This window comes from Gemmatimonadota bacterium, assembly GCA_041390105.1.
Lineage (GTDB): Bacteria > Gemmatimonadota > Gemmatimonadetes > Longimicrobiales > Gaopeijiaceae > JAGQIF01.
Window position 1 is genome coordinate 930,995 of the sequence record JAWKQO010000001.1, and the last position, 24,534, is coordinate 955,528.

Genomic DNA, 24,534 nt, shown 5'->3' on the forward strand with positions numbered 1-24,534 from the left:
CGGGTGGCACCGACGCACAAACTGGCGCATCGCCAGCTCGTTGGACCGACTTCCTCTCCTCTGGTTCCTCCGACAGTGGACATGGGCGCGAGGGTTGCCCGCGGGCGGAGAAGATCCCAGTCAGTTTGGGGGAAGTGGCGTCAAATCGTCAAGATCTCGGGGTGCGGCCCGCCCTGTCCCGGGCCTGTCTCCCCCCTCTCCAACACCTCCCGGGCGCGCTCCAGATCGGCGGGCGTGTTGAGGTTCAACAGGGGGGACCAACCCCCTTGGTTGGGCAGGACGACCCGGCTCACCCTCAGGCCAGCGACGAACTCGCGGGCGGACCGCCCCCCCGCCGTCAGGAAGTCCTCCAACCGGTCTTCGACCTCGACCCCGTAGCGCCCGCATAGAGGCTGGTCTCCCGCTTCGGGGCAGGAGGCCAGGGAGCCGTCCGGAGCGGGCGCCGCCGCCAGGCAGCGTAGCTCCGCCTCGGTCACCAGCGGCAGGTCCACCGCCAAGACCAGGACACCCCCGCGCCCGAGCCGACGGGCCTCGCCCAGCCCTGCCAGGATCCCCCCCAACGGGCCCAGCCCCGGCTGCGGATCCACGACGCGGCCCACGTCCGGCAGGGAGGTGGCATCCCTCTCGCTCGCGACCGCCACCACCACGCGCCCCGTCACCGGGGCCAAGGCTCCGACGGCGCGCTCGAGCAGTGATCGCCCTGCGACCCGCGCTTGTCGCTTGTCCGATCCGAAGCGGCGGCTCCCTCCCCCTGCCAGCACCACCCCCAGGAGTGCGCTCACGGGAACGTCACGCGCTCGGGGCCGGCGTAGACGTTGAAGCCGCCGGCACGGGCGAAGCCGGCCAGGGTGACGTTGAAGCGCTGAGCCAGGTCGACGGCCAGGCTGGAGGGTGCTCCCACGGCCACGACCGTGGCCAACCCCGCCCGCACGGCCTTCTGAAGGATTTCGAAGGAGGCCCGCCCGCTGATGACGAGCGCCCTGCGCTCCAGGGGAAGGCGGCGCTCGAGGAACAACGACCCCACCACTTTGTCGACGGCGTTGTGGCGACCGACGTCCTCCCGCACGCATTCCGGACGCCCATCGAGGGCGAAGACCCCCGCGGCGTGTAGTCCACCGGTACGCGTGAACAGGGACTGCTCGTGTCGCAACGCGTCCGGGAGCTCCACGAGCAGCTCGGCGGGCCAGCGCTCCCCGAGGTCGGGGAGCAGGGCGCACCCCAACTGCTCCACCGCATCCAAGGAGGCCTTCCCGCAGACACCGCAACTGGAGCTGACATAGAAGTTGCGGTCCAGCCGACCGAGGTCGAGCTCCACACCCGCGCGCACGGACACGGTCACCACGTTGTAGGTGCGCTGTTCTTCGGAAGCACAGTAGGCGATCTCGCGGATCTGGCGGGAGTCCTCGAGCACGGCCTCGCTGAAGAGGAAACCGGCCGCGAGCTCGAAGTCGGCACCCGGTGTGCGCATGGTGACCGCGATCGAGCGCTCTGCGGGGCCCTCGTCGGTGGTCGCTCCCTGCTGCACGCGGATCTCGAGCGGTTCCTCGAGGGCAACCTCGTCGCGAGTGCGCCGAGCTCCTCCCTCCCGAAACCGCACGACGTCGACCCGTTGGACGCCCTTCCGTTCACCGAGCACGCGCACTCCCTCCCTCGTTCGCGACGCCGAAGTCTCCCCGGCCCTGGCCGGCACCGTCAACCCGGGCCCGGCTCCTTTTTCAGCACTCCGGGTACCGGGTGCCTCCACCTGCCCCGTCAACACGCGAGCTGCCCGGATGCGGAACCGCGCCCTACCGCTGCTTTCCTTGGCCGCCGCGCTCGCGGCCGGCCCGGCGGAAGCCCAGGACGCCGCCCGGCTGATCCAGGACGCGCTGGATCGCAACGACTCCCGCACTGAAACCGTCTACAACTACACGGTCGTCCACCGATTCCTGGGACTCACCTCGGAGTCGTACTTCGAGCGGGCCGACGTGGACGGTCGTTGGGTGTTCGTACCCCGCATCACCGCCACGGACCTCGCGGACCAGCGCCTTCGCCAGGATCGCACGGGTCACCTGGGCATTTCAGCCTGGGCGGACCCCTTCGGCCACCTGCAGCGCTGGGCCTCGTCCGCCACGGTCGAGGGCACCGAGGTGATCGACGGCGTGGTCAACTGGGTGATCCGTATCGACGACTTCGGCGGCAGCGAGTGGGGGCTGACCCCGGGGACCTACGCCGACGGCGTCTTCCGGCCCAGCGTCGGGCGCCTCTACCTGGACCGACGCAATCTCCTGGTACAGCGCTTCGACGTCACGGGCTCCTATCTGCAACAGGACGGAGCGGCCCGCCCGGTGCGCATGCTGGCCCTCCTTCAGGACTATCGGACCATCGAGGGCCTGACCCACCCCTTCCGGCTGGAGATCGAGGTCCACGGGCTGGGCGCCCCGTCCGACGCGGAACGCACCGCTACCCAGCTTCTGGCGGACCTGCAAGCGCAGATGGCTACCCTGGGCGAGCAGGATCGCGCGCTGGTGGAGGACGTGGTGCGCCAGCAAGTGGAGCGACTGCAGCGCGAGCTGGGCGGGGATGCGCCGATGCGCCTGGTGGTGGACGTCCAGGAGATCCGCGTCAACCAGGGTCCGCCCCGAGAGTGATCCCGGGGCGGTGGTCCCCCACGTGCCCTACCAGCCCAACGCGATGCGCGGAATCGCGATCGCCAGCCATCCCAACACGCCGGTGATCACCGTCTTCCCCGTACTGATGTCCAGCGCTTGCCGAAGCCCGACGATGGCGGCCGCCAGCATCCAGAACGGCAGGACCAGCCCGACGCCCCAGCGCACGAGGGGAATCAACCCGAGCACGGCCAAGATGCCCGGCGCCTGCGCGAAGCCCAGCGTGCGCAGAACCTCTCCCCAGGTGGCCTTGCCGTCGAACAGGCGCGTGCCGATCAAATAGGTGACGCCCGCCCAGACGGCCCATCCCACCAGCGCGGCGATGGCAGCGCGAATCATCCCCACCTGGCTGCCCCAATGACCCAGCGCCTGGCACGCGGCCACGATGGCGACCACCGCCGCCGCCTGACCGGTGGCCGTCTCGTCCGCCTCGACCTCCTCGAAGGTGTCGATGTCCAGCATCGCTGCGCCCACCATGCGCTGCGACATCGTGCGAGCTTGCGCTTCCATGGTTGACCTCCGTGAGGGGAGCCGCTCCAGATGGTGCAGCAAGCTATGCCGTGCGGGGCGGCGGCGCACCGTACCGCGCGGGCGCGCTTCGGTGCTTGACACTCCGCCAGGGCACGCCGAGGGTTGGCCCATGCCCACCTCCCTCGCCCGCCGGGGCGCGCCTCGGTGCCTCGCGTTGGCAGCCACGCTGCTCGCCCTCGTGCCCTTCCCGCTGCGCGCTCAAGAAGGGCAACGCCTCGCCTCGGCGCTCGGGTGCGGAGCCTGTCATGCGGGACTTCCCGGCGCGGAGGAGATCCGCACGCGCGCACCCGTGCTGGGACCCGACGGGGAGACCCTGGAGGTGGGGTTCATCTTCGAGTATCTCGGCGATCCCATCGTGCGCCGACCGGAGATCGCACCCTCCCGCATGCCGGACTTCCGGCTCGACGAGGGCGAGCGCCTGGCCCTGGCGCTGTACCTCGGGAAGGGAGGCGCACCTTCACCCACGGTCGAGGCCGCTCGCCAGCGCTTCCCGAGCGTGGACGCCGATCGGGGCCGCCGGATCTTCGGCGTGCTGGGGTGCGCCTCCTGTCACGGGCACCGCGACGTACTCCCAGCGCAGGTTGGACCCGACCTGTCCCGGGAGGGCGCGCGGGTCCTGCCTGGATGGTTGAGCGCGTTCCTGGCCGCCCCCACACCGGTCCGGGGGCCGGCACATCCGGCGGCGCCCGGGAGCCGCATGCCCGACTTCCGACTGAGCCCGGACGAGGTGGCCGCGCTGAGCGCCCTGCTCTCCAGCACGGGGCGGCCCCGCGCCAGCGATCCCACGCCCCTCTCTCCCTTCATGGCAGCCCGCACCCAGCACCTGCTGGTGCAGCGGCTTTCCTGCCTGGGGTGTCACGAAACCCGTTTCGGCGGCGGTGGCATCGGCCCGTCCCTGGTGGCGACGGCAGAGCGCCTGCGCCCCGAGTTCGTCGTGGAGATGATCACCGATCCATCGCGGGCCGCTCCGGGCGCGCCCATGCCGCACCAACCCCTTCCGGACGCGGAGGCGTCACGGGTGGCGCGTTTGCTGTTGTACACCTCGAGTCGGGCCGCGCCTCCACCGCCACGATCCCTTTCCGATCCCGACCACCCCGCCTGGAGCGCCCTGCCCGACGGCGGTGGCGAAGATGAGGGTGCCGCGCTCTACGCACGCCACTGCGGCTCCTGCCACGGACCGGAAGGGCGCGGCAACGGCTGGAACGCGGGCACGCTCCCGGTGCCACCGGCGGTGCACGCCGATCCCGAAGCCATGGGGCGGCGTCCCGACGACACCCTCTACGACGGCATCCACGCCGGGGGGTTCGTGTTGGACGGGAGCGCACGCATGCCGGGCTTCGGTTCGCTGTTGAGCGACGCCCAGATCCGCGCCCTGGTGGCGTACATCCGCGTCCTGTGCGCCTGCGCGCAGCCCGCCTGGGCCGGAGGCGAGGCGTGATCAGCGCCGCGCACACGTGTGTCGGGCGCGCGGGGCTGTTCGCCCTCGCCTCGCTGCTGGGGGCCTGCGGAGGGGAGTCCTCTCCTCGGTCCCAGGGGCCCGAGTCCTTCCCCGCCCCGCTCGCCCCGCCTGCGGAGACCGTGCAGCCCTCCGACTTCGCGGGCGCGGAGCCCTGCGCGGAGTGCCATGCGGAGCAATACAGCGCCTGGGCGCGCTCCACCCACGGGCGCGCCGGGGGCGAACCGGGCCCTCGCGTGGTGATCGCACCCTTCGACGGGCGCGCGATCCGCTTCGCCGACGCCACGGTGATTCCGCGCATCCGCGGGGGGAGCTACGAGTTCGTGGTACGCCAGGACCACTTCGAAGAGCAGGTCTTTCCGGTGGTCGGCGTGATCGGACGTGCGCATATGCTGGGCGGAGGCACCCAGGGCTTCCTCACGCTCCTCGAAGATGGAACCGAGCGCTTCCTGCCCTGGGACTGGTCGGGAGGAGCCGCGGTCTGGTTCTGCAACAGCGGGAGCCGGCTCGACCGCGGCTGGGTGCCGATCGATGAGACGATGTCGCTCTGGGCGTGCGGCGACTGGCCCCCCGTTCGGCCCATCGGCACCGTGGACCGCTTCGCCAACTGCCAGGAGTGTCACGGAAGTCAGATCCAGACGCGCTTCGATCCGGGCACGACGGCGTATGAGACTACGTACACCACGCTGCAGGTCAATTGCGAGTCGTGCCACGGGCCGGCCGCGCGCCACGTGGAGATGGCACGCGCCGGCACGTTCGTAGACTCTGACATCGGGCTGGCCAGCCTGGCCTGGATGGAGAAGGACGCTTCGCTCGGCGTGTGTTTCCGCTGTCACGGCCTCAAGGACGTGGTGCGGGAAGGCTACCTCCCGGGCGACCCGTTCGAAGAGCACTTCGCGCTCAAGTTCCCGGTGCTGGGAGACCGGCCCTACTTCGCGGATGCACGAGTGCGCAGCTTCGCCTATCAGGCGACGCACCTGGCCAGTGCCTGCTATCTCGAGGGACCCATGGACTGTGTGAGTTGTCACGAGCCGCACGGTCAGGGCTATTGGGACATCAACCGCGCTCCGCTCGCCTCACCCTTCGACGACGGTCAGTGCACCGCCTGCCATCAAAGCAAGGCCATCGAGCCTGAACGGCACACCTTCCATGCTCCTGGTTCCGAAGGCAGCCGCTGCGTGTCCTGTCACATGCCGTATCTGCAGCATCCGGAGGTAGGGCCGGGCGTGCCGTTCGCGCGCTCCGACCACACGATCCCGGTTCCTCGTCCGGCCTTCGACGCTTCCCTGGGGATCACCAGTGCGTGCGCTGGGTGCCACGAGGATCGCTCCAGCGAAGCGTTGGAGCGTTCGGCGCGCGCCTGGTGGGGCGAGCTCAAACCGCAGCGCCCGCTCGTGCAGGCGCAGCTGAGCGACAGCGCCGGGATCGACCTGCTCCGCCCCGACCTGACGGACCCGCTTCTGCAGTTCCAGGCGCTGAGCCGCTTCCTCCTGCAATCGCTCGGGCCGGACCTGCCCTCGCTTCCGCCGGAGACCCGGTCGCGACTGGAAGGGTTGGCGCGGAGTCCCGATCTGGACGTACGTGCGTTGGCGCTGGCGGCGCTGCATTGGAGTCGAGGCGACGACCCGGCCGTGCGAGACCTGTTGGTGCGGGCACTCGTCGAGTCGGACGCGCCTTCCGCGCTTCGTGGGCGCTGGGTGTTGGCCCTTGGATTCCTGGGAGACCAGAACCGGGACGCCGGCTCGTACGCGCGGGCGGAACGCGCCTACGACAAAGCGCTCGAGATCGAGCCGGGCTCCGCCTCCGTGTGGACCGCGCTGGGGCAGCTCCACAATCAGACCGGCAACAGCGCCGCCGCCGTGCGCGCGTTCCGCGAGAGCTTGACGCTGGATCCGAACCAGCCCGTTGTGCTGGTGAACCTGGCCCTGGCGCTGGAGGGTGCCAACGACCCGGCGGGCGCCCGTACGACACTGGAGCAGGCCACGCGTCTCAACCCGCACGAACCGCTGGCCTGGTTCAATCTCGGCAACCTGCATCAGAGAGCCGGCCGCCTGGACGACGCCGTCCTGGCGTACCAGCGCGCCACCGCCAGCGACCCCGGGTTGGGTCGCGGCTGGTTCGAGCTGGGACGCACGCTCTTCCGACTCGAGCGCTTTCCGGAGGCCTTGCAGGCGGCTCGCCGCGCCGTCGAGTTCATGCCCGACCACGCCCCCTCCCGGCAGATGATGGAGGATCTGGAGCGGGCCCTTCCGGGGCGCTGACCCAGAGCCGGACCGGACGACACACAGCCGCCCTGCGTCCCCGCCGTCGCACGGGCTCCGAAACGGACGCCCACCTCTCGCCCGCCGCAGCACGGTGCGGTATCGTCGAACGGGGCACGCCGCCAGAGCCCCCAAACACACGAGCCAGGAGTCGAAGTGGGAGTGATGCGCTCCGCCCTGTTGTGGGGCTCGCAGAATCGCTGGTTGGAGCATCAGTTCCGCCGGCGCCGTTTCGCCAAGAAGGCGGTCTCCCGCTTCATGCCGGGCGAGCGCCCCGAGGACGCGCTCGGCGAAGCGCGCTCGTTGAGCGAGAAGGGCATCAGCACCGTGGTGACCTGCCTCGGCGAGAACGTGGCCACGGTCTCCGAGGTCGACGCCGTGGTCCAGCACTACCTGGACACGATGGAGCGCGTCGAGGCCCTGGGGCTTCCCACGCACATCTCGGTCAAGCTCACCCACATGGGCCTCGACCAGGGACAGGACGTGGCCATCCGCAACCTGTCCACGCTCGCTGCCCGCGCCGCGCGCCTGGGCCACACGTTCTGGGTGGACATGGAGTACTCGCGCTACGTAGATGCCACCCTGGACGTGTTCGAGGCGGCCCGGGCGCAGCATCCCAATCTGGCGCTTTGCCTGCAGGCCTATCTGCACCGCACGCCGGAGGATCTGGAGCGCATCGCGGGCGCGGGAGCGGCCGTCCGCCTGGTGAAGGGCGCGTATGCGGAGCCCCCCGAGGTGGCGATGCCGCGCAAGGCGGACGTGGACGCGTCGTTCGAGCGGCTGGCCCTCCGTCTCATCGAGTTGTACGGCGGCTCAGGCCAGGTACCAGGCGTCGCCACCCACGACGTGCCCCTCCTCCGTCGCATCGCGGCCGCGGCCAGCCGTCAAGGATGGGGCAACGATCGCTTCGAGGTGCAGATGCTGTACGGCATCCAGCGCGCGGCGCAGCTCCAGTTCGCGGGCGAAGGGTTCCCCACCCGCGTGCTCATCAGCTACGGCGAAGCGTGGTTCCCCTGGTACATGCGGCGCCTGGCGGAGCGGCCCGCCAATGTGGGCTTCGTGTTGCGCAGCATGCTGGGAGGGTGAGCGGAGCGCCGCGCACGACAACGACCGTGCGCAGCGCTCCCGCGTTACCTGGCCTTCGGAAGCTCGAAGGCCATGGGATAGGCCACCCACACGGCGACCGGGTCATCGCCGTTCCGCGCCGGGGCGAAGCGGAAGCTGCGCGCCACCGACATCGCGGCCTCATCGAGTGCTTGGTGTCCCGAGGTCCGGCCCAAGCGTACGTCGGTCACGGTTCCCTCGTCATCGATGTGGAACCACACGAGCGCCTCTCCTTCGATGCCCGCGTCGCGCAGCAGCGGCGGGTATTCGCGCTGCAGCCTGGTGGCCGCCGCTTCCGCGTCCTGAAGGCGGGGAGGCACCGTGAAGGGCGTGAACTCCGCGCCCTCCGGGACGTCCACCGGGCCACCGCGCGCCCTTGGGGGGCTGCCGCGGGTCTCTCCATCTGCCCGCTCCGGGGCGACCGTCCCTTCGCGCTCCGCCGTGGCGTTCCGCCGGAACGTGATCGGGAACGCGACCCAGACCGGGACGGGGGTCTCCCCGTTGAGCGCCGGCGTGAATTCCATGATGCGCGCCACCTGTAGCGCGGCCTCGTCCAAGGCGGGATGTCCGGAACTGTTCTGGACCCGTACGTCGTCGACGATTCCATCCGCCTGGATGTGGAACCAGACGTTGGTGGTCCCGCCCACGCCCGCGTCGCGCAGGAGCGGTGGGTAGGCGGCCTGCAACTCCTCCGTCACACGCATCGCGTTCTTGAGATCTGGCCGGACGGTGAACGGAGTGAACGTGGGCCCGGAGCGGATGGCCTCGGCGTCAGCAGCATCCTCCACGACCGGCGCGGTGATCCCAGCCCGCTCCGGACCGGGCGCGAAGCACGCGACCGCGAGGGCGATCCCGGCCGACACGGTCAGCGCCACCAGGACCGGCACGCGCAGACGAGCGCCGCCCGTCATCCGGTCGATGCGCCGCTCGAGCAACGAGGGAGGTTCCGAAAGCGCCGGTAGCGGCACGCCGCTGACGGGGCGCACACTACCCACCTGAAGGAGGAGCTCGCAGTAGTCCCGCAGCCGCACGCCCGCGCGTCGCAATACGCGCTGGTCGCAGTCGGACTCCATCGCTCCGCGCAACCGCCTCAGCATCCACCAGAGCGGCGCGTTCCAAGGCAAGGCCGCCACCAGCATCGTCGCCATCGCCAACAGGCGCCCATCTCCGGCGCGCACGTGCTCACGCTCGTGCGCCACCATCAGCGGCAGTCCAGGTGCGGACAGCGCCCAACGCGGCAGCACGATGCGCGGCTGCCAGAATCCGACCACCGCCGGCCCGGTCTGCTCCGAGATCCACACCGCTTCCCCCGCCGCCACCTCGGGCGTCCAGGAGCGGGCGCGGCGCCGCAGACGGAGCACCGCCAGGGCAACCCAGGCCAATGCCAGCGCGGACGCGAGGCCCCACAGGATCACCATCCAACGGTCCAGACGGTCGGCACCGGTCGAGGATGGAATCGTGAGCTGTAGGCCGTCGAGCACGACCACCTCCGTGGGAGGCGGAGGCGTGGCCGCGTCCGCAGTCCAGGGCACGCCACTCAGGCGAACGAGCGGGAGCAGCAGCGCCAGCACCCCCGCCCACACCCAGGACCAGCGGGCGGGAAGACCGCGGTGCTGGAGGATCCGCTCGGCACCGAGGGCCCCCAGGGCTGCCAAGGCGGTCACGAACACGGTGAAGAGCATCCAGGCAGCGATCATCGGTCCTCCTCCTTCAGACGGTCGTCGAGGAGCTTTCGGATCCGGCGCAGCTGGGCCTCCGAGAGGCGCCGGTCCGACACGAGGTGCGCCAACAACAACTCGGGCGAGTCTGCGAAGACGCGGGAGACGAGCCGCTTGGCAGCGCTCTTGCGGGCGTCGGCTTGCTCCACCAGGGGGTGGTAGCGGTGGGCCCTGCCCTCCTCCGTGTGCCCGACAAACCCCTTCTCCTCCAGCGTTCGCAGTACGGTGAGGACGGTGGTGTAGGCGAGCGGATCCGCGAGTCGGGCCTGCACCTCGGCCACGGTGGCCGAGCCCGTCTCCCAGAGCACCGTCATCACATCCAGCTCCCGGTCGGCAAAGACCAGATCCATGGACGCCTCCTCGGTCGGTCATTCGATCTACTAAACGTCTAGTAGATCGTACGACAGGCCCGACCGACTGTCAACTAGTCAACTAGTAGATCCCGGGGGGGGGAGGGTGCCTGTCGCTGGACGGCGGGGGCTCAGGAGACGGCGCGCTCTTCCATGAGGGCCAGCGTGTTGCCGGCCGGGTCCTCCAGGAAGGTCATCCACAACTCGTAGGTGTCCGTCCGGTGCACGACGTGCGGCTCGTCGACGAACTCGGCTCCCTTTGCTCGCATCGCTTCGTAGGCGGCGGGCAGATCGTCGACCCGGTAGTAGAGGATCGACCCGGGATGATCGTGCCCGGGCTCGGACGCGGAGCTGAGCATCAAGCGCACGCCGCCGCACTCGAAGAACGCCAACCCCGGCGGCGCCTGGAAGAGGAAGCGGAGCCCGAGCACGTCGCGGTAGAAGACGGTGGCACGTTCGAGGTCGCTCACGTGCAGCGCGATCTGACCGATCGACGCGGGTGCGTGCGAGAGTTGACTCATGGTGGCCCTGGGTGGCGAGTGGTTCCGGTACAATACCGCCCCCGTTGCGCGGAGCCAGAGCGCCTCCGATGATGCCGGCTCCGTCCCCAGCCCGGAGATCTCGATGACCCGCACCTCGCTGTCCCTCTGCCTGGCCTTCTCGACGTCCCTCGCAATGGCGTGCTCCGGGGGTGAGGCAGCCCGGGAGGGGGAGGCGACGCCGGCCGAGCCCCGCATCGCGATGGCGCCCACCGCGGGCGACCAGCTTCCGGCCGCCATCCTGGGAGAGGCGTCCGCCCCCGGTGGAATGGACGTTCAGTATCTGGAGGGCGATGCGGCCACCACGGGCTATCTGGCCCTCCCGGAAGGCGCCGGCCCCTTCCCCGCCGTTCTCCTCATCCATGAGTGGAACGGCGTGGTGGACCGGATCCGGCAGATCGCCGACGCGTTCGCGGCGGAAGGGTATGTGGCCCTGGCCGCGGATCTCTACCACGGAAAGACGGGCGCCAACGCCGACGAGAATCGGGCCCTGGTCGCGGAGGCCCAGGCCGATCCCGACGCCATGGTCGCCAACCTGAATGCCGCGGCGGCCTACCTGCGCGCGCGCCCCGACGTATCCGGCCGGATCGCGACCATGGGGTGGTGCTTCGGGGGCGGCGTTGCGCTGTCGTACGCATTGGACGGCGACCCGCACGAGGGGACCGCGATCTTCTATGGACGTCTCGTGGACGATCCCCAGCGACTAGCGAGCATCCACCACGAGGTGTACGGCACCTTCGCGGCCGAGGACCAGGGCATCCCGCCGTCGGCGGTCGAATCGTTCGTGGCCGCCCTGCGCACCGCGGGCGTGCCGAACGACGTGCACGTCTACGACGACGTGAACCACGGCTTCTGGCTGTACGTGGATCGCGATGCCGAGAACGCGCGCGCCCCGGCCCTCGATGCCTGGCAACGATTGAAGGCCTATCTGGAGCGCACGCTCTCCTGACCCTCGCGGGCTCATATCGTGTCCACGCTCGTGGTTCTGGCCGCGGGTCTGGGGAGCCGTTTCGGAGGCCCCAAACAACTCGAGCCCTTGGGGCCCGGTGGCGAAACGCTGCTGGAGCTGACCCTGCACGACGCCTGGTGCGCCGGCTTCCGGCGCGCCGTTCTGGTCACGCGCGCGGAGTTGCTGGGACGCTTGCGCGAGCGACTCGACGATCGCGTGGGATCCGCGCTCACACTGGAGTACGCGCTCCAGGACGAGGGGCCTGGGACATCCGGTTCGGAGCGACGAAAGCCCTGGGGCACCGCACACGCGGTCCTGGCCGCGCGCGCGCTGCTGGACGCACCGTTCGGCGTGGCGAATGCCGACGACCTCTACGGGGCCAGCGCCCTGGTCGAGCTTGCCCGGGGGCTCGAGCGACTCGGCGTCGCGGAACGCCGGCCCGCAGGTGTCCTGATCGCCTACCGGCTCGATCGCACCCTCTCGCCCAACGGAGGGGTCTCACGCGGCATCTGCGCGTTGGACCCGGGACAGGGACTGATGGGGATCGAGGAGGTGCTGGACATCGGGCGAGGTGACGCCGGCCAGATCCAGGGCCGTGCCCTGGATGGGTCGGCGCGGCGGTTCTCGGGCGTGGAGCCCGCGTCACTCAACCTGTGGGGCTTCGACGAGGACGTCCTGACGCTTCTGGACGACTCCTTTGCGCGTTTCCGAGCGGAAGCCGGGGCCAGCGACGAGTACCAGCTTCCCACCGCCGTAGGAGAGGCCCTGGCACGAGGAACGCTTCGCGTCCAGGTGCAGACGACCGATGCCGAGTGGCTGGGCGTGACCCACCCGGAGGATGCCCTGCCGGTCCGGGCGCGCCTGCGGGCGTGGTTCGCCGAGGGACGCTATCCTACCCGGCTGTTCACCTAGAGTCGGCATCCGCCCACCGCGCGGAGCGCCGCGCCTGCGACCCACGAGGAGCCGCATGGAGCTGCACTGGATCGATTGGGCCGTCATCGCCACCTACGGCGTCCTGGCGCTGGCCATCGGCGTGTTCTTCGCTCGCCGCGCAGGCCAAGGCACGGAGGACTTCTTCCTGGCCGGCCGCAAGCTCCCCTGGTGGCTGCTGGGCACCTCGATGGTGGCCACGACGTTCTCGACCGACACGCCCAATCTGGTGACGGACCTGGTCCGCAACGGCGGCGTCTCCCAGAACTGGGCCTGGTGGGCGTTCGCGATCACCGGCATGTGCACGGTGTTCTTCTACGCAAAGCTCTGGCGGCGCTCGGGCGCGCTGACCGACATGAGCTTCTACGAGCTCCGCTACTCCGGCCCCCAGGCGGCCTTTCTGCGCGGCTTTCGCGCGATCTACCTCGGGATCTTCTTCAACGTGATGATCATGGCCTCGGTCACCCTGGCCGCGATCAAGATCGGGGGCGTGCTGCTGGGCCTGTCCAAGTTCCAGACGGTCACCCTGGCGGCCACGGTCACGGTCATCTACTCCGCGACCTCGGGCCTATGGGGCGTGGTGGTAACCGATCTGCTGCTGTTCGTCATCGCGATGATCGGCTCCGTGGCCGCGGCCTGGTTCGCACTGGCCCATCCCGACGTGGGTGGACTGTCCGGTCTGTTCACGAACCCGGCCGTGCAGGGCCGGCTCTCCCTGCTACCGAACTTCGGCGACCCCAAGACGGCCCTGGCCATCTTCATCGTGCCCGTGGCGGTGCAATGGTGGAGCACCTGGTACCCTGGCGCCGAGCCCGGGGGTGGCGGATATGTCGCGCAACGCATGCTGGCCGCGCGCGACGAAAAGGAGTCGATGCTCTCGACGCTGTGGTTCAACGTGGCGCACTACGCGCTCCGGCCCTGGCCCTGGATGATCGTGGCCCTGGCGTCTCTGGTGGTGTACCCGGACCTGGCTTCGCTGACGGCTCGCTTCCCCAACCTGGATCCGTCCATCGTGCGGGACGATCTGGCCTACCCTGCCATGCTGGTCTTTCTGCCGAGCGGGCTTCTGGGGTTGGTGGTGGCCTCCCTGGCGGCCGCCTACATGTCCACCATCAGCACGCACCTCAACTGGGGCGCGTCCTATGTGGTGGACGACGTCTACCGCCGCTTCCTGGCTCCCGACCAGGACGAGCGCCACTACGTCCAGGTGGGTCGTGTCACGACGGTGGTCTTGATCGTACTGGCCTCGACGGTGGCCCTTTGGCTGGAGAACGCCTGGCAGGCGTTCCAGATTCTGCTGCAGATCGGCGCAGGCACCGGCCTCGTCTTCCTGCTGCGCTGGTTCTGGTGGCGCATCAACGCCTGGACGGAGATCGCGGCCATGATCGTCTCGTTCGCGGTGGCGGTGTGGTTCCAGTTCGTGCACACCCGCATCGGGCTACCCGCGGTCGATCCCACTGCGCAACTCTTGATCGGCGTGGCGATCACAACGGCGGGATGGCTGTTTGTCACGTTCGTCACGCGACCCGTCGACACTGCGACGCTACAGCGCTACTACGACCTGATCCATCCAGCGGGCCATGGCTGGCGGTACGTGGTCGACACGGGCGGCGACGGCGGGGACGGCACCATCCCCGCGGCGGTGGCTGGGTGGTTCCTGGGCTGCACGACCATCTATGCGGCCCTCTTTGGAACCGGCTACCTGCTCTACGGGCGCCTGTCCCTGGCGTTGTTCGCGTATGCGATCTTCGCTGTGGCGGGCTGGGGTGTGTTGCGCGTGTTGCCCCGCGTCAGCCTGACGCGCTGAGCGGCTCCAGGGACTCGACGTGGGCACCGGGTGAAGGCACGGCCGTGAAGACGACCGGGTCCTCGCCCCAGGTGCGGAGCAAGGCGGTCCAGTCACGCTTCACGGCCACTTCCGAGACCGCGTCGCACAGCGCCACCACCGAGCCGCCCAGGCCCGCTCCGGTGAGCCGCGCTCCCGCCGCCCCCGCCGCGCGGGCGGCGTCCACGAGCGCGTTCAGGCGAGGCGTGCTGACCTCGTAGTCGTCCGCGAGACTCGCGTGCGAGGCGTCCATCAAGGCCCCGAAGGTCTGGGTGTCGCCCGTCCGCAATGCACGTTCCGCCCGCTGCACGCGTTCGGCCTCCGTCAGTGTGTGGCGAAAGCAGCGGAACAGCTCCGGGGGCAAAACGTCCGCTGCGCGCCCTAACGGATCGAGCTCGGCCTGGCGGAGCAGGTCGGCGTAGGTCACCTCCGCGCCCGACTTGCGTTGGAGCACCTGGCAGTCCGCTCCGCTCCAGTGCGGCGCCAACTGCTGCAGCGCCTCTGCGCAGCGGCGCACCTGGCGGTTGTAGAAGGCCTGCACGCCGCCGGACTTCTCCGCACGCTGGCCGGAGTGGGCGACCACGAAGCGCCAGGACTGCGGGACGGGGACGGTGCGGAGCGTGAGGGGGTCGAAGTCGATGCGGGCGGCATGTCCACGGGCGCCGCCCAGCGAGATCGCCTGATCCATGCCCCCACCCTCGGTGCCCACGAAGCGCTCGGCGCGCGCCAGACGCCCCATCAGGTCGGTGCGCTCGACCACGAGCCCGTTCGCCTCGAGCAGGGCCAGCCCCGTAGCCACCACGAGGGCGGACGAGGAGCTCAAGCCGGCGGCCACCGGAACGTCGCCATCGACCCATGCATCCATGCCCCGTGGCTGCCCGCCCCGTTCCTCGACGAGCTGCTGTACCGCCCAGGCGGCCGCTTTGGTGTAGTTCAGCCAGTGACCGCCCGCTCCCCGCTCGAGCGGCTGGTCCAGCCGGAACGAGCCGGGCTCCGAGCCCGGATCAGCGTTGACCAGACGGACGGTCGCGTCGTTGCGAGGGCGGAACCACACCGCAATCCGGAACTGGATGGCCATCGGGAGCACCGGGAGCCCGTTGTAGTCGGTATGGTCTCCGATCAGGTTGACGCGCCCCGGCGCGGAGGCACGGTGGGTGGAGTCCGCACCAAACACGCGCGCGAAGCCGGCGGTGCCGCGCGGAGGCGCGGGGCCGTTCAAACCGCCGCCTCCCTGCGACCCCTCGCCCCATCCCCCAAGGCATCCACCCAGGACTGCAGGTAGGCACGCTCCGCGGGGTTTGTCGCCATCTCGACCGCAGCCTCGTAGGCCGCGAGTGCCTCCACTTCCCGCCCCGCCCGACGGAGCAGGTCGGCACGTGCCACCTGATAGGGCCCATAGGTGCGGAGGCCCGGCTCGCGTCCGAGGTCGTCCAGGAGCCGCAATCCGGCTTCGGGTCCGTCGCTCATCGCCACGGCCACGGCCCGGTTCAGAGCGACCACCGGAGTGGGGGCGACGATCGTCAACTGATCGTATAGCGCCAGAATCTCCGCCCAGTCCGTCGCGTCGGCCCGCGGCGCGACCGCATGCACCGCGGCGATCGCGGCCTGGATCTGGAAGGGTCCGGGACGCCGCTCCCCGAGGGCGCGCTCGAGCTCGAGCAGGCCGTGGGCGATCTTGCCCCGGTCCCAGCGCGACCGGTCCTGCCGCTCCAGCAGGACGAGCCGGCCGGCCTCGTCCAGCCGCGCGTGGCGACGGGCATCCGCGAGCAACAGCAACGCCAGCAGGCCGCGTGCCTCCGGCTCGCCTGGAAGCAGCTCCACGAGGCTCGCGCCGAGGCGCAGCGCCTCGTCGCTCAACTCCGAGCGCACCAGCTCGGCATCTCCGGAGGAGAAGTGTCCCTCCGTGAAGATCAGGTAGATCACCTGCAGCACCGCAGCGAGGCGTTCCGGCAGGTCCGCCGGCTCGGGGACGCGGTACGGGATCCCCGCAGAGGTGATCTTCCGCTTGGCGCGCACGATGCGCTGCGCCAGCGCGGGCTCCTCGATCAGGAAGGCCCGTGCGATCTCCTGCGTGGTGAGACCGACGATGGTCTTGAGCGTGAGGGCGATACGCGCCTCGATGGGCAAGGCCGGGTGACAACACGTGAAGATCAGCCGCAGACGATCGTCCGCCACAACGGCGTCGTCGGGGAGACCCTCGGCAGCCCCCTGTGCTCCCTCCAGTCGAGACAGCACCGCCGCCTTTTCGCGGAAGCGTTCGCTGCGACGGATGCGGTCGATGGCTCGGCGCCGAGCGGCGGTGTGGAGCCAGGCCGCGGGCTGGCGCGGCACGCCGCTGTGGGGCCAACGGTCGAGGGCTTCGCTCACGGCGTCCTGCAGCGCGTCCTCGGCGTGCTCGAACTCGCCGGTCAAACGGATGAGGTTGGCCAGGATCGAGCCCCGGTCGCGTCGAAACACGCGGTCCAGAGCGGCCCGGGCCGCACCCGCCAGCGGTGGGCCGGCGGGTGCGGTGGACCGCTCGGCGCTCGGATCAGACATCCAGGAGCGGACGGACCTCGACCGAGCCTACCGGCGCGATCGGGATCTCCGCCGCCCAGCGCAAGGCTTCATCGAGGTCGGAACACTCGAGCAGGTAATAGCCGCCCAGCTGCTCCTTGGTCTCCGCGAAGGGTCCGTCCGTGGTGAGGACCTTACCACCGCGAACCCGAACCGTCGTGGCGGCGGTGGTCGGCTGCAGACCAGCCCCCGAAATGTAGACTCCGGCCTCCTGGACACGCTGCGAGTACTTCATCCAGGGCTCCATCACTTCGGGAGTCATCTCCACCCCGTCCCAGTTCGCCTCGTCTTCGTAGAGCAGCAGCATGTACTTCATGGGACTCCCCCAACCTATGAGCCACGGCGGGCCGTTCGTGAGCCGCGCTCGGCGGGCTCTGCTTCCTGTCGAACGGAGGCCTCGCCATTCGACACTTGCCCGGTGTTCGGGTCGCGGGCCGGTGCCCCCCCCAACCGGGCGCCACGGGGCGTCTCGGGAAGGGTAGGGCATCCGCTCGCACCCGCGCCAGACTGGGTTGCGTGGCCCTGCCCCAGCGCCTCTACTGCCGACGTCGCCCGAACGGAGGAGCCATGCGGACTCAGCGGATGATCACAGCAGTGGACGCCCACGCCGGCGGGGAGCCCGGCCGGGTCATCACCGGAGGCGTCCTTTCTCCGCCCGGACGCACGGTGTACGAGAAGATGCGTCACCTCGAGCGCTACGGAGACGCGTTGCGTCTGTGGATGCTCCGGGAGCCCCGCGGCTATCCCGCGCTCTGCTGCAATCTGTTGGTCGAGCCCTGCCATCCGGAGGCGGATGCCGGGTTCATCATCATGGAGCAGACCGAATACCCGCCGATGTCCGGCAGCAACACCATCTGCGTCGCCACCGTCCTGATCGAGACCGGAATGGTGGAGGCGGTCGAGCCTCTGACGCACCTGACGCTGGAGACGCCCGCGGGGCTGGTGCGCGTCGAGGCCACCGTGCGGGGCGGCCGCGTGGAGCGCGTGCGCTTCGAGAACGTCCCCTCGTTCGCCGTGCACCTGGATGCGGAGATCGAGGTCCCCACGCTGGGACGGGTGCGGGTCGACGTCGCCTGGGGCGGCATGTTCCATGTGATCGCCGACGCGACGCAGCTCGGCCTGGAGCTGGTTCCCGAGCGCGGCGACCAGTTGGCGCGAGCCGGTGCCCTGCTCACGGCGGCGGCCCGTGAGCAACTTCCGGCGGTGCACCCCGACAACCCGGGGATCGCGGGAGTCTCGATTGCTCAGCTCTCCGGCCCGGCCCGTGGCGCGCACGCCGACCTGCGCAACGTGGTGGTGGTCAGCACCGCGACGGTCGATTGGGACCGCCCGGAGACCTGGCGCGGAGCCATCGACCGGTCGCCGTGTGGCACCGGCACCTGTGCGCGCATGGCCACGCTGCATGCTCGGGGTCAATTGGGGCTCGGCGAGCCTTTCCGGCACGAAGGGATCCTGGGCACGGTCTGGACCGGAACGTTGCAGCGCCAAACCGAGATCGCCGGCACGGCGGCCGTGGTTCCTCAGCTGGAGGGTCGGGCCTGGATCACCGGGATCGCACAGTACCTGCTGGATGCCTCGGACCCCTTCCCCACCGGCTTCACCGTGGGCGATCTGTGGGGGTAGCAGCGCTTCGCCCGGCGCCCGTGCCGGCCCCGCCCCGCACTCCGTGGCGCGTGGCGCTACTCCAGGATGAGGAACAACGCCTGGGTCGGCGTCCAGTAGTAGTCGAACAGCACACCGCCTGCGATGGGCTTGGCCTCGTGCCCCTGCAGGGCATCGGCGACGTCCAGCTTGCCGTTGAACGTGACCATGAGCAGGCCCAGCGCGCGTCCACCGAACACGCCCCCCGGTGTGGAGCGCAGATCGACGGCCGTCCACGTATAGGTGAGTCCCTTGTACTGAAACTCTGGGACCGCGCCGGCCATTTCGGCCGGAACGACGCCCGGGGTTCCCGACAGGGGAAAGCGGCCCTTGTCCTCGAGGACCTCATAGGCGGCGTGGCGGATCGAGTTGAAGTCGGAAAGGACCTTGGCGGCGTCCGCCCGCCCGATGGGGCCGCGCAGGCGCGGCACCGCGATCGCGGCCAGGATGCCCACCATCACCATGGCGGAGAACAGCTCGGGAAGGCTGAAGCCCGCCCGGCCGAGGCGGTGGCGGCTCATCGTACGACTCCGGGCGTGAAGAGGATGGAGGGGTTCTCGTATTCGGCCAGGTGCGTGGCTTGCCCCTCCACTTCGGAGGTGAGCGTGTAGCGCGCGCCCGCGGGGCGATAGGTGACGCCGGGAATTCCGAAGCCCAGCTCATCCAGCGACGTGGGCAGCCGTCCGTTGGTCGTCCGATACGCCTCGATCCCGAGCACGGCCAGCGCAGCGCCTGCCCGGGCCGCCTCCGCCGCCTGGTCCCGCGTCAGGGTCAGCGGCTGTTCCCTGAAGGTGATGGTGTTCCAGACCAGCACGCCCACCAGCGTGAGCGACAGCCCGATCATCGTGCTCGGGCGGGCCAGAAGCGGCTTGGGCGGGCGCTGGGTCTGAGCCACCTGCCGGGACGTCTCGGCGCGCTGTTCTACGCGCTCCATGACGGATGCGAGGGCTTCGCGCTCGGCCTGGCTGGCTTCGGCGTTCGCAGCGTTCGGGTTGGCGTGGTCCATCGGAGATCCGGTCTGGGAACGAGGGCGCGCGCCCCTACGACGCAGACCCTCCTCGCCCTGGAGTCTCGGACAACGGCCCCGCCGGGTTGAGTTCCCGGCGGGACCGCTGCCCCGGCGCTCAGGATCCCGCCCGTCCGCCCGTTTTCGGAGTCTCCACCTGCAGCTCGACCCGATCGGCGTTCCACTGCGAGTCTCCCAGCAGGTTCCGAACGAAATACTCGGCCCGGAGCCAATACCAGTAGTCGCTCATGTTGCCGTAGCCGTGACGCTGCCCAGGGAAGACGAAGAAGTCGAAGCGCTTGCCCGCCCGGATCAGCGCCTCGGCCATGCGGAAGGTGCCCGCATGGTGGACGTTGTTGTCGACGTCGCCGGTGGTGAGGAGCAGGTGGCCCTTCAGGTTGGCGGCCAGATCGGAGTTCTTCTGGATGTCGTACTCGAAGGAGACCTCGCCATCGTCGCCGACGATCTCCTTGATGCCGTCGTGCTTCTCCGACCAGTTCTGGTTGTAGACATCGTTGTTGTGATTCCCGGACGACGACACTGCCACCTTGAAGAAATCGGGATAGACCAGCATCGCCGCCGTGGACATGAAGCCGCCACCGGAATGACCGTAGATCCCCACCCGGTCCCGGTCGATGAAGCCGTGCTCGTCCGCCAGTTGCTCGATCGCGGCCTTCTTGTCCGCCAATCCATAGTCGCGGAGGTTGCCGTAGCCATAGTTGTGGTACCACTTGGAGCGGTCGGGGTGGCCGCCCCGGTTACCGATGGTGATCACGATGAACCCGAACTGCGCCAGTCCCTGCTCGAAGGGCGCCAGCGAAAACGCCTTCGCCACGGACTCGGTTTGCGGCCCGGGGTACACGTAGGCGACGATCGGATAGACCCGCTCCGGATCGAAGTCGTACGGCTTGTACATGACCCCATAGAGGTCGGTCACTCCGTCGGCGGCCTTGACGCGGTAAGGCTCCGGCATCTGGTACCCGGCCGCCTCCAGGCGGCTCAGATCGGCGGTCTCCAGGTCCATCACCTTGCGCCCGTTCGAATCGAAGAGCGCCGACGCCGGTGTCGTGTTCACACGCGAGTAGGTGTCCACGAAGTACCGGTTGGACTCCGACACGGCGACCTGGTGATCGAAGTCGCCGGGATCGAGGAGCGATAGGCCCGTGCCGCTGACTCCCACGCGGTAGAGATGCCGGTAGTAGGGATCCTCGCCCTCCTCCCGGGCGTTGGCGGTGAAGAACACGAAGCCTCGCGTCTCATCGACCCCCTCGACGCCATCGACGTGCCAGGGGCCTGAGGTCAGCTGCGTGCGCGTTCCGTCCGCTGCGACCCGATAGAGGTGCGCCCACCCGTCCTGCTCCGACCACCAGATGAGGTCGCCGTTCGACAACCGGTACGGATTCTGATGCTCGATGTAGGTGTTCAGGCGCTCCTCGATGACCACGCGCACCGATCCGGTCTCCGGATCGGCGACCAGCACGTCCACCCGATGCTGGTCGCGACTGCGACGCCAGAAATAGAGCTCGCCGGACCGGTCGGAGAGCCAGCGCGTGATCGGCATCTCCTCCGAGCCGTTGCCACCACCGCCGAAGAACCCGCCTCCACCGCGGCTGTCCGGATCGTCGAAGACCCCCATCCGTTGGTCCTTCCAGGGGGAGTCGTCGAGTTGCTTGATGGCGCGGGCCTCCATGTCGAAGACCCAGAGCTCGGTCTGGGTGACGTTCTCCTCACCCGGCATGTCGTACTTGTACGTTTCCAGTTGGGGCCGCTTGTTGCCGGTGGCGTGCACGACCCAGAGGTCGCCCACCTCGCGGCGGTCCTGGCGCGTGAGTGCGAACCAGCGGGAATCATGCGACCAGGAGGCGCCCGAGCGCTGCCGCTTGTCGTATTCCTTGCGGGTTTCGTCGTCGGTGTCGCCCCGGCCCGCGAACCCGTAGCTGTAGTGCTCTTCTCCGTCCGTGGTCAGGCGGACCTCGGCGACTTCCACCTTCATCTCCGCAGAATCCGCTTCCGCGCCCGACTTCCCCCGGCGCGCGTCGAGGATCTTCCGGTACTCGTCGTAGCTCATCATCCACAGATCGAAATGACGACTGAAGACAACCCAGGCCGTGTCCGGGGAGACGCTGGCCCAGGACGGGTGCAGGTCGGGAGCCTCGTAGTCCTCCAGGAGTCGCAGCGCCTGGCTGTTGACATCATACTCGAAGTACATCACCTGCTTGCGCGTGCGCGGCCGGCGGCTGCGAGAGCGCTCCTGCTCCTGATCCTGCTCCTGGACGGTGTCCGCCTCGGTGATCACCTCATCCTGGGACGTCTGCACCTCGAACTGCAGCGTGTTGTCATCGATGAAGCGGATGTTGCGAATGGGTAGATGCTGGGCGTCCCAGGGATCCCTGGTGAGCCGCGTGAGCTCGGCGGCGATGCGGTCCCGGTCGAACAGGAGACGACGCGTCCCGCGAACCGGGTCGACAATGACGAAGGTCTTTCCCTGGGAGTCCTCCCACTCGTACCAGAAGCGGTCGCCGTGCTCGATCCATCGAGGCGTGACGGACAGGCTACCCACCAGGTCGCGGATCTTGTATGGCGCGAAGCGCGCCGCCAGCTCGTAGTTGGCCGATCCCGGACCACCGACCCACCCGGGTTCCGGCGCGGCCTGCGCGCCGAGGCGGGGGGTGACGGAAGCAGCAAGGAGGACCGCGGTGAGTAGACCTGACATCCAGCGTTCCCGCCGGGGCGGGCATGCGAGAGTGTGCATCAGGATCTCCATGGAGAGCGAGCTCGGAACAGGCGTCACCCAAGAGGGGGAGCCGCAGGCGATTCGGCAAATCACCCCACGGCTCCCGCCGCGCACCCGGCCCTGCGCGTGGCCCCGCCGCCCCACGCGGGGCGCGGACCGAACTCCACCTCCGAGAGGGGGTATGGCGCCTCACCCGCGCCCGACGCGGGCAGCCCTTTTCGAGGTAGTGGTGATGAAGATGCGGACCCTGATCCTCCACGTGGCCGCGACGGCCCTGCTGTTGACGCCCCTCTCCGCCCAGATGGCGGACCGGCTTCCCCCGACCAACCAGGAGATGTTCGCCCCTCTGGAGATGCCCGATCCCACGTCGGTCAGGTCTCCCACGGGCGAACCGGGACCCGCCTATTGGCAGCAGAGTGCAGACTACCGCATCCGAGCGTCGCTGGACCCGTCGGCGCATCGCGTCACGGGTTCGGAGACGATCACCTACACGAACCACTCGCCCGACGCGCTGGAGTTCCTCTGGATCCAGCTCGAACAGAACCTGTTCCGTCCAGGGTCCCGAGGCGCGCTGGTGAACTCGGGGTCGCGCTGGCGGGGAGCCTTCGAAGAGGGGGGGATCGATCTGCGCCGCATCGAGGTGATCCAGGACGGCAAGCGCTACACACCGGCCACCATGATCGACGACACGCGCATGCGCGTCGACCTCCAAACGCCCGTCGCTGAGTCCGGCGGCCGCGTTGAAGTGGAGATCGAATGGTCCTTCGTCGTGCCCGAGTACGGCGCCGACCGCATGGGGCGCCTGCAGGGACAGGACGGCTGGGTATACGAGCTGGCCCAGTGGTATCCACGCATGTACGTGTACGACGACGTAGATGGCTGGAACCCCCTTCCCTACCTCGGGCAGGGCGAGTTCTACCTCGACTACGGGAACTACGAGGTCGAGATCACCGTGCCGCGCGATCACATCGTCGTGGCCGGTGGACACCTCACCAACGCGCCCGAAGTGCTCACCGCGGAGCAGCAACGTCGCCTGGAGCGCGCGCGTGGCAGTACGCAGACGGTGGCCATCGTCGCAGCCGACGAAGTGGGGTCTGCTGCGAGCCGGCCGTCCGGCTCGGGGCCCCTGACCTGGAAGTTCACGCTGGAGAACGCCCGCGACTTCAGCTGGGCTGCCTCACGCGCCTTCATCTGGGACGCTTCGTCCTGGGAGGACGTGCTGCTTCAGTCCGCCTACCCGCGAGAGGGTCTGGGCACGGCCGACAACCCGGGGTGGGAGCATTCGACGGAGTATCTGCGCCACACGATTCCGTATTACTCGGCGCAGTGGTTCCGCTACCCGTATCCCGTGGCCGTCAATGTTGCGGGCATCGTCGGTGGCATGGAGTACCCGGGCATCGTGTTCTGCTCGGTGCAGGCCCGTGGACAGGGGCTGTTCGGCGTGACCGACCACGAGTTCGGACACACGTGGTTCCCGATGATCGTGGGCAACGACGAACGTCGCTACGCGTGGATGGACGAGGGCTTCAACACCTTCCTCAACCACTATTCGAACCTCGCCTTCTACGGAGAGGAAGCGCAGCGCGCGCAGCGCACCAGCTCGGGCTACATCACCAGCCAGATGCTGGCAGCCACGGCAGACCAACCCATCGAGACCTATCCGGACGTGCTCAGGCGCGAAGGCTTGGGCTTCATGGCCTACCGCAAGCCCGGCTACGGACTGATCCTGCTCCGCGAACTCGTGCTCGGGAATGAGCGCTTCGACCAGGCCTTCCGTTCCTATGTGGCCAATTGGGCATTCAAGCATCCCAAGCCCTGGGACTTCTATCGGATGATGGAAGAGGTGAGCGGAGAGCAGCTCGCCTGGTTCTGGCGCGGCTGGTACCGCACCACCGAGACCCTGGACCAGGCCGTCACCGAGGTGGCCTTCGCAGAGGGCACCACACGCGTCCAGCTACGGAACCAAGCGGGTCTGGTGATGCCGGTGCCTCTGGAGATCGAGCTCGAGGACGGGAGTACTCTGCGAGAGACCTTGCCCGCCGAGGTCTGGGCCCGAGGCGACGACTACATGTTGGAGCTGTTCACCCGGCTGCCACCGGTCCGGGTCACCCTGGATCCGGACGCGCTCCTTCCCGACACCGACCGGGCCAACGACGTCTGGCGGGCCAGGCCGGTGAGCTGAACCCCTCCCGTCGTTCCGAGCCGAGGTGGCGGCCCGGCGCCCTGCGGGGTGCCGGCGCCGCCGCCAGGCTCCCTCCACCCGGCGGCGCAGGGCCGCGTAGCACC

Annotated in this window: 21 protein-coding genes; 9 read left to right on the plus strand and 12 right to left on the minus strand. The window is 69.3% G+C overall.

Going from position 1 to position 24,534, the window contains the following annotated elements:
* Positions 1-140: 140 nt before the first annotated feature.
* On the minus strand, positions 141-782 hold the full coding sequence (locus R3E10_04200; protein MEZ4414933.1) for a molybdenum cofactor guanylyltransferase: 642 nt from the start codon (positions 780-782) through the stop codon (positions 141-143).
* Positions 779-1,642, minus strand: a complete 864-nt coding sequence (gene fdhD, locus R3E10_04205; protein ID MEZ4414934.1) for a formate dehydrogenase accessory sulfurtransferase FdhD — start codon at positions 1,640-1,642, stop codon at positions 779-781. The genes R3E10_04200 and fdhD overlap by 4 nt, the downstream gene beginning before the upstream one ends.
* Before the next feature lie 130 nt (positions 1,643-1,772).
* On the opposite strand from fdhD, the gene R3E10_04210 reads away from it, so the two are divergent.
* Positions 1,773-2,630, plus strand: coding sequence for a hypothetical protein (locus R3E10_04210; GenBank protein MEZ4414935.1), 858 nt, complete (start codon positions 1,773-1,775; stop codon positions 2,628-2,630).
* 27 nt (positions 2,631-2,657) lie between these two features.
* On the opposite strand, the gene R3E10_04215 is transcribed toward R3E10_04210, so the two are convergent.
* The gene (locus R3E10_04215) at positions 2,658-3,158 is read right to left on the minus strand and encodes a Yip1 family protein (GenBank protein ID MEZ4414936.1); all 501 of its coding nucleotides are present in this window, start codon (positions 3,156-3,158) and stop codon (positions 2,658-2,660) included.
* 130 nt (positions 3,159-3,288) lie between these two features.
* On the opposite strand from R3E10_04215, the gene R3E10_04220 reads away from it, so the two are divergent.
* The 3 genes from R3E10_04220 to R3E10_04230 all read left to right on the plus strand — a co-directional run bounded on the left by R3E10_04220 (position 3,289) and on the right by R3E10_04230 (position 7,982).
* A complete protein-coding gene (locus tag R3E10_04220; protein MEZ4414937.1) occupies positions 3,289-4,617 on the plus strand; it encodes a c-type cytochrome in 1,329 nt (442 codons plus the stop codon).
* Complete coding sequence (locus R3E10_04225; protein ID MEZ4414938.1) at positions 4,614-6,896, plus strand: tetratricopeptide repeat protein; 2,283 nt, start codon at positions 4,614-4,616, stop codon at positions 6,894-6,896. The genes R3E10_04220 and R3E10_04225 overlap by 4 nt, the downstream gene beginning before the upstream one ends.
* 165 nt (positions 6,897-7,061) lie before the next feature.
* Positions 7,062-7,982: a proline dehydrogenase family protein gene (locus tag R3E10_04230; GenBank protein MEZ4414939.1), complete on the plus strand. Its 921-nt coding sequence runs from the start codon at positions 7,062-7,064 to the stop codon at positions 7,980-7,982.
* A 44-nt stretch (positions 7,983-8,026) separates the two neighbouring features.
* On the opposite strand, the gene R3E10_04235 is transcribed toward R3E10_04230, so the two are convergent.
* From R3E10_04235 to R3E10_04245, 3 genes are all read right to left on the minus strand, one after another.
* Positions 8,027-9,697 carry a M56 family metallopeptidase gene (locus tag R3E10_04235; protein ID MEZ4414940.1) on the minus strand — a complete coding sequence of 557 codons (1,671 nt, stop codon included), beginning with the start codon at positions 9,695-9,697 and terminating at the stop codon, positions 8,027-8,029.
* Complete coding sequence (locus tag R3E10_04240) at positions 9,694-10,068, minus strand: BlaI/MecI/CopY family transcriptional regulator (GenBank protein ID MEZ4414941.1); 375 nt, start codon at positions 10,066-10,068, stop codon at positions 9,694-9,696. Before R3E10_04240 ends, R3E10_04235 begins: the two co-directional genes overlap by 4 nt.
* Positions 10,069-10,199: 131 nt before the next feature.
* A complete protein-coding gene (locus R3E10_04245; protein MEZ4414942.1) occupies positions 10,200-10,703 on the minus strand; it encodes a VOC family protein in 504 nt (167 codons plus the stop codon).
* Here R3E10_04245 and R3E10_04250 point away from each other — a divergent pair.
* From R3E10_04250 to R3E10_04260, 3 genes are read left to right on the plus strand one after another with little or no spacing between them, the layout of a single operon-like run.
* On the plus strand, positions 10,693-11,556 hold the full coding sequence (locus tag R3E10_04250) for a dienelactone hydrolase family protein (protein MEZ4414943.1): 864 nt from the start codon (positions 10,693-10,695) through the stop codon (positions 11,554-11,556). The genes R3E10_04245 and R3E10_04250 overlap by 11 nt on opposite strands.
* 18 nt (positions 11,557-11,574) lie before the next feature.
* Positions 11,575-12,468, plus strand: a complete 894-nt coding sequence (locus R3E10_04255; protein MEZ4414944.1) for an NTP transferase domain-containing protein — start codon at positions 11,575-11,577, stop codon at positions 12,466-12,468.
* Positions 12,469-12,523: 55 nt separating this feature from the next.
* Positions 12,524-14,293, plus strand: coding sequence for a sodium:solute symporter family protein (locus R3E10_04260; protein MEZ4414945.1), 1,770 nt, complete (start codon positions 12,524-12,526; stop codon positions 14,291-14,293).
* Here R3E10_04260 and galK read toward each other — a convergent pair.
* The 3 genes from galK to R3E10_04275 are packed head-to-tail and all read right to left on the minus strand — an operon-like array spanning position 14,277 to position 17,183.
* Complete coding sequence (galK, locus tag R3E10_04265; protein ID MEZ4414946.1) at positions 14,277-15,530, minus strand: galactokinase; 1,254 nt, start codon at positions 15,528-15,530, stop codon at positions 14,277-14,279. The genes R3E10_04260 and galK overlap by 17 nt on opposite strands.
* Positions 15,527-16,849 (minus strand): DUF6596 domain-containing protein, encoded by a 1,323-nt coding sequence (locus tag R3E10_04270; protein MEZ4414947.1) that lies wholly within the window; start codon positions 16,847-16,849, stop codon positions 15,527-15,529. Before R3E10_04270 ends, galK begins: the two co-directional genes overlap by 4 nt.
* The gene (locus R3E10_04275) at positions 16,842-17,183 is read right to left on the minus strand and encodes a YciI family protein (GenBank protein ID MEZ4414948.1); all 342 of its coding nucleotides are present in this window, start codon (positions 17,181-17,183) and stop codon (positions 16,842-16,844) included. Before R3E10_04275 ends, R3E10_04270 begins: the two co-directional genes overlap by 8 nt.
* A gap of 251 nt (positions 17,184-17,434) precedes the next feature.
* On the opposite strand from R3E10_04275, the gene R3E10_04280 reads away from it, so the two are divergent.
* Positions 17,435-18,490, plus strand: coding sequence for a proline racemase family protein (locus R3E10_04280; GenBank protein MEZ4414949.1), 1,056 nt, complete (start codon positions 17,435-17,437; stop codon positions 18,488-18,490).
* A 56-nt stretch (positions 18,491-18,546) separates the two neighbouring features.
* On the opposite strand, the gene R3E10_04285 is transcribed toward R3E10_04280, so the two are convergent.
* The 3 genes from R3E10_04285 to R3E10_04295 all read right to left on the minus strand — a co-directional run bounded on the left by R3E10_04285 (position 18,547) and on the right by R3E10_04295 (position 22,227).
* A complete protein-coding gene (locus tag R3E10_04285) occupies positions 18,547-19,029 on the minus strand; it encodes a prepilin-type N-terminal cleavage/methylation domain-containing protein (GenBank protein MEZ4414950.1) in 483 nt (160 codons plus the stop codon).
* Positions 19,026-19,514 (minus strand): hypothetical protein, encoded by a 489-nt coding sequence (locus tag R3E10_04290; protein MEZ4414951.1) that lies wholly within the window; start codon positions 19,512-19,514, stop codon positions 19,026-19,028. The genes R3E10_04285 and R3E10_04290 overlap by 4 nt, the downstream gene beginning before the upstream one ends.
* Before the next feature lie 118 nt (positions 19,515-19,632).
* Positions 19,633-22,227, minus strand: a complete 2,595-nt coding sequence (locus R3E10_04295) for a DPP IV N-terminal domain-containing protein (protein MEZ4414952.1) — start codon at positions 22,225-22,227, stop codon at positions 19,633-19,635.
* A gap of 253 nt (positions 22,228-22,480) precedes the next feature.
* Between R3E10_04295 and R3E10_04300 the strand changes: the two genes are divergently transcribed.
* On the plus strand, positions 22,481-24,430 hold the full coding sequence (locus tag R3E10_04300; GenBank protein ID MEZ4414953.1) for a M1 family metallopeptidase: 1,950 nt from the start codon (positions 22,481-22,483) through the stop codon (positions 24,428-24,430).
* Positions 24,431-24,534 lie beyond the last annotated feature (104 nt).

Excerpts from the sequence above, each read along its gene's own strand:
- R3E10_04290 (MEZ4414951.1), bottom strand. The coding sequence starts at position 19,514 with ATGGACCACGCCAACCCGAACGCTGCGAACGCCGAAGCCAGCCAGGCC.
- R3E10_04220 (MEZ4414937.1), top strand. The coding sequence starts at position 3,289 with ATGCCCACCTCCCTCGCCCGCCGGGGCGCGCCTCGGTGCCTCGCGTTG.
- R3E10_04275 (MEZ4414948.1), bottom strand. The coding sequence starts at position 17,183 with ATGAAGTACATGCTGCTGCTCTACGAAGACGAGGCGAACTGGGACGGG.
- R3E10_04215 (MEZ4414936.1), bottom strand. The coding sequence starts at position 3,158 with ATGGAAGCGCAAGCTCGCACGATGTCGCAGCGCATGGTGGGCGCAGCG.
- R3E10_04260 (MEZ4414945.1), top strand. The coding sequence starts at position 12,524 with ATGGAGCTGCACTGGATCGATTGGGCCGTCATCGCCACCTACGGCGTC.
- R3E10_04270 (MEZ4414947.1), bottom strand. The coding sequence starts at position 16,849 with ATGTCTGATCCGAGCGCCGAGCGGTCCACCGCACCCGCCGGCCCACCG.
- R3E10_04250 (MEZ4414943.1), top strand. The coding sequence starts at position 10,693 with ATGACCCGCACCTCGCTGTCCCTCTGCCTGGCCTTCTCGACGTCCCTC.
- R3E10_04295 (MEZ4414952.1), bottom strand. The coding sequence starts at position 22,227 with ATGTCAGGTCTACTCACCGCGGTCCTCCTTGCTGCTTCCGTCACCCCC.
- R3E10_04285 (MEZ4414950.1), bottom strand. The coding sequence starts at position 19,029 with ATGAGCCGCCACCGCCTCGGCCGGGCGGGCTTCAGCCTTCCCGAGCTG.
- R3E10_04240 (MEZ4414941.1), bottom strand. The coding sequence starts at position 10,068 with ATGGATCTGGTCTTTGCCGACCGGGAGCTGGATGTGATGACGGTGCTC.
- R3E10_04230 (MEZ4414939.1), top strand. The coding sequence starts at position 7,062 with ATGCGCTCCGCCCTGTTGTGGGGCTCGCAGAATCGCTGGTTGGAGCAT.
- R3E10_04300 (MEZ4414953.1), top strand. The coding sequence starts at position 22,481 with ATGAAGATGCGGACCCTGATCCTCCACGTGGCCGCGACGGCCCTGCTG.
- R3E10_04210 (MEZ4414935.1), top strand. The coding sequence starts at position 1,773 with ATGCGGAACCGCGCCCTACCGCTGCTTTCCTTGGCCGCCGCGCTCGCG.
- R3E10_04235 (MEZ4414940.1), bottom strand. The coding sequence starts at position 9,697 with ATGATCGCTGCCTGGATGCTCTTCACCGTGTTCGTGACCGCCTTGGCA.
- R3E10_04280 (MEZ4414949.1), top strand. The coding sequence starts at position 17,435 with ATGCGGACTCAGCGGATGATCACAGCAGTGGACGCCCACGCCGGCGGG.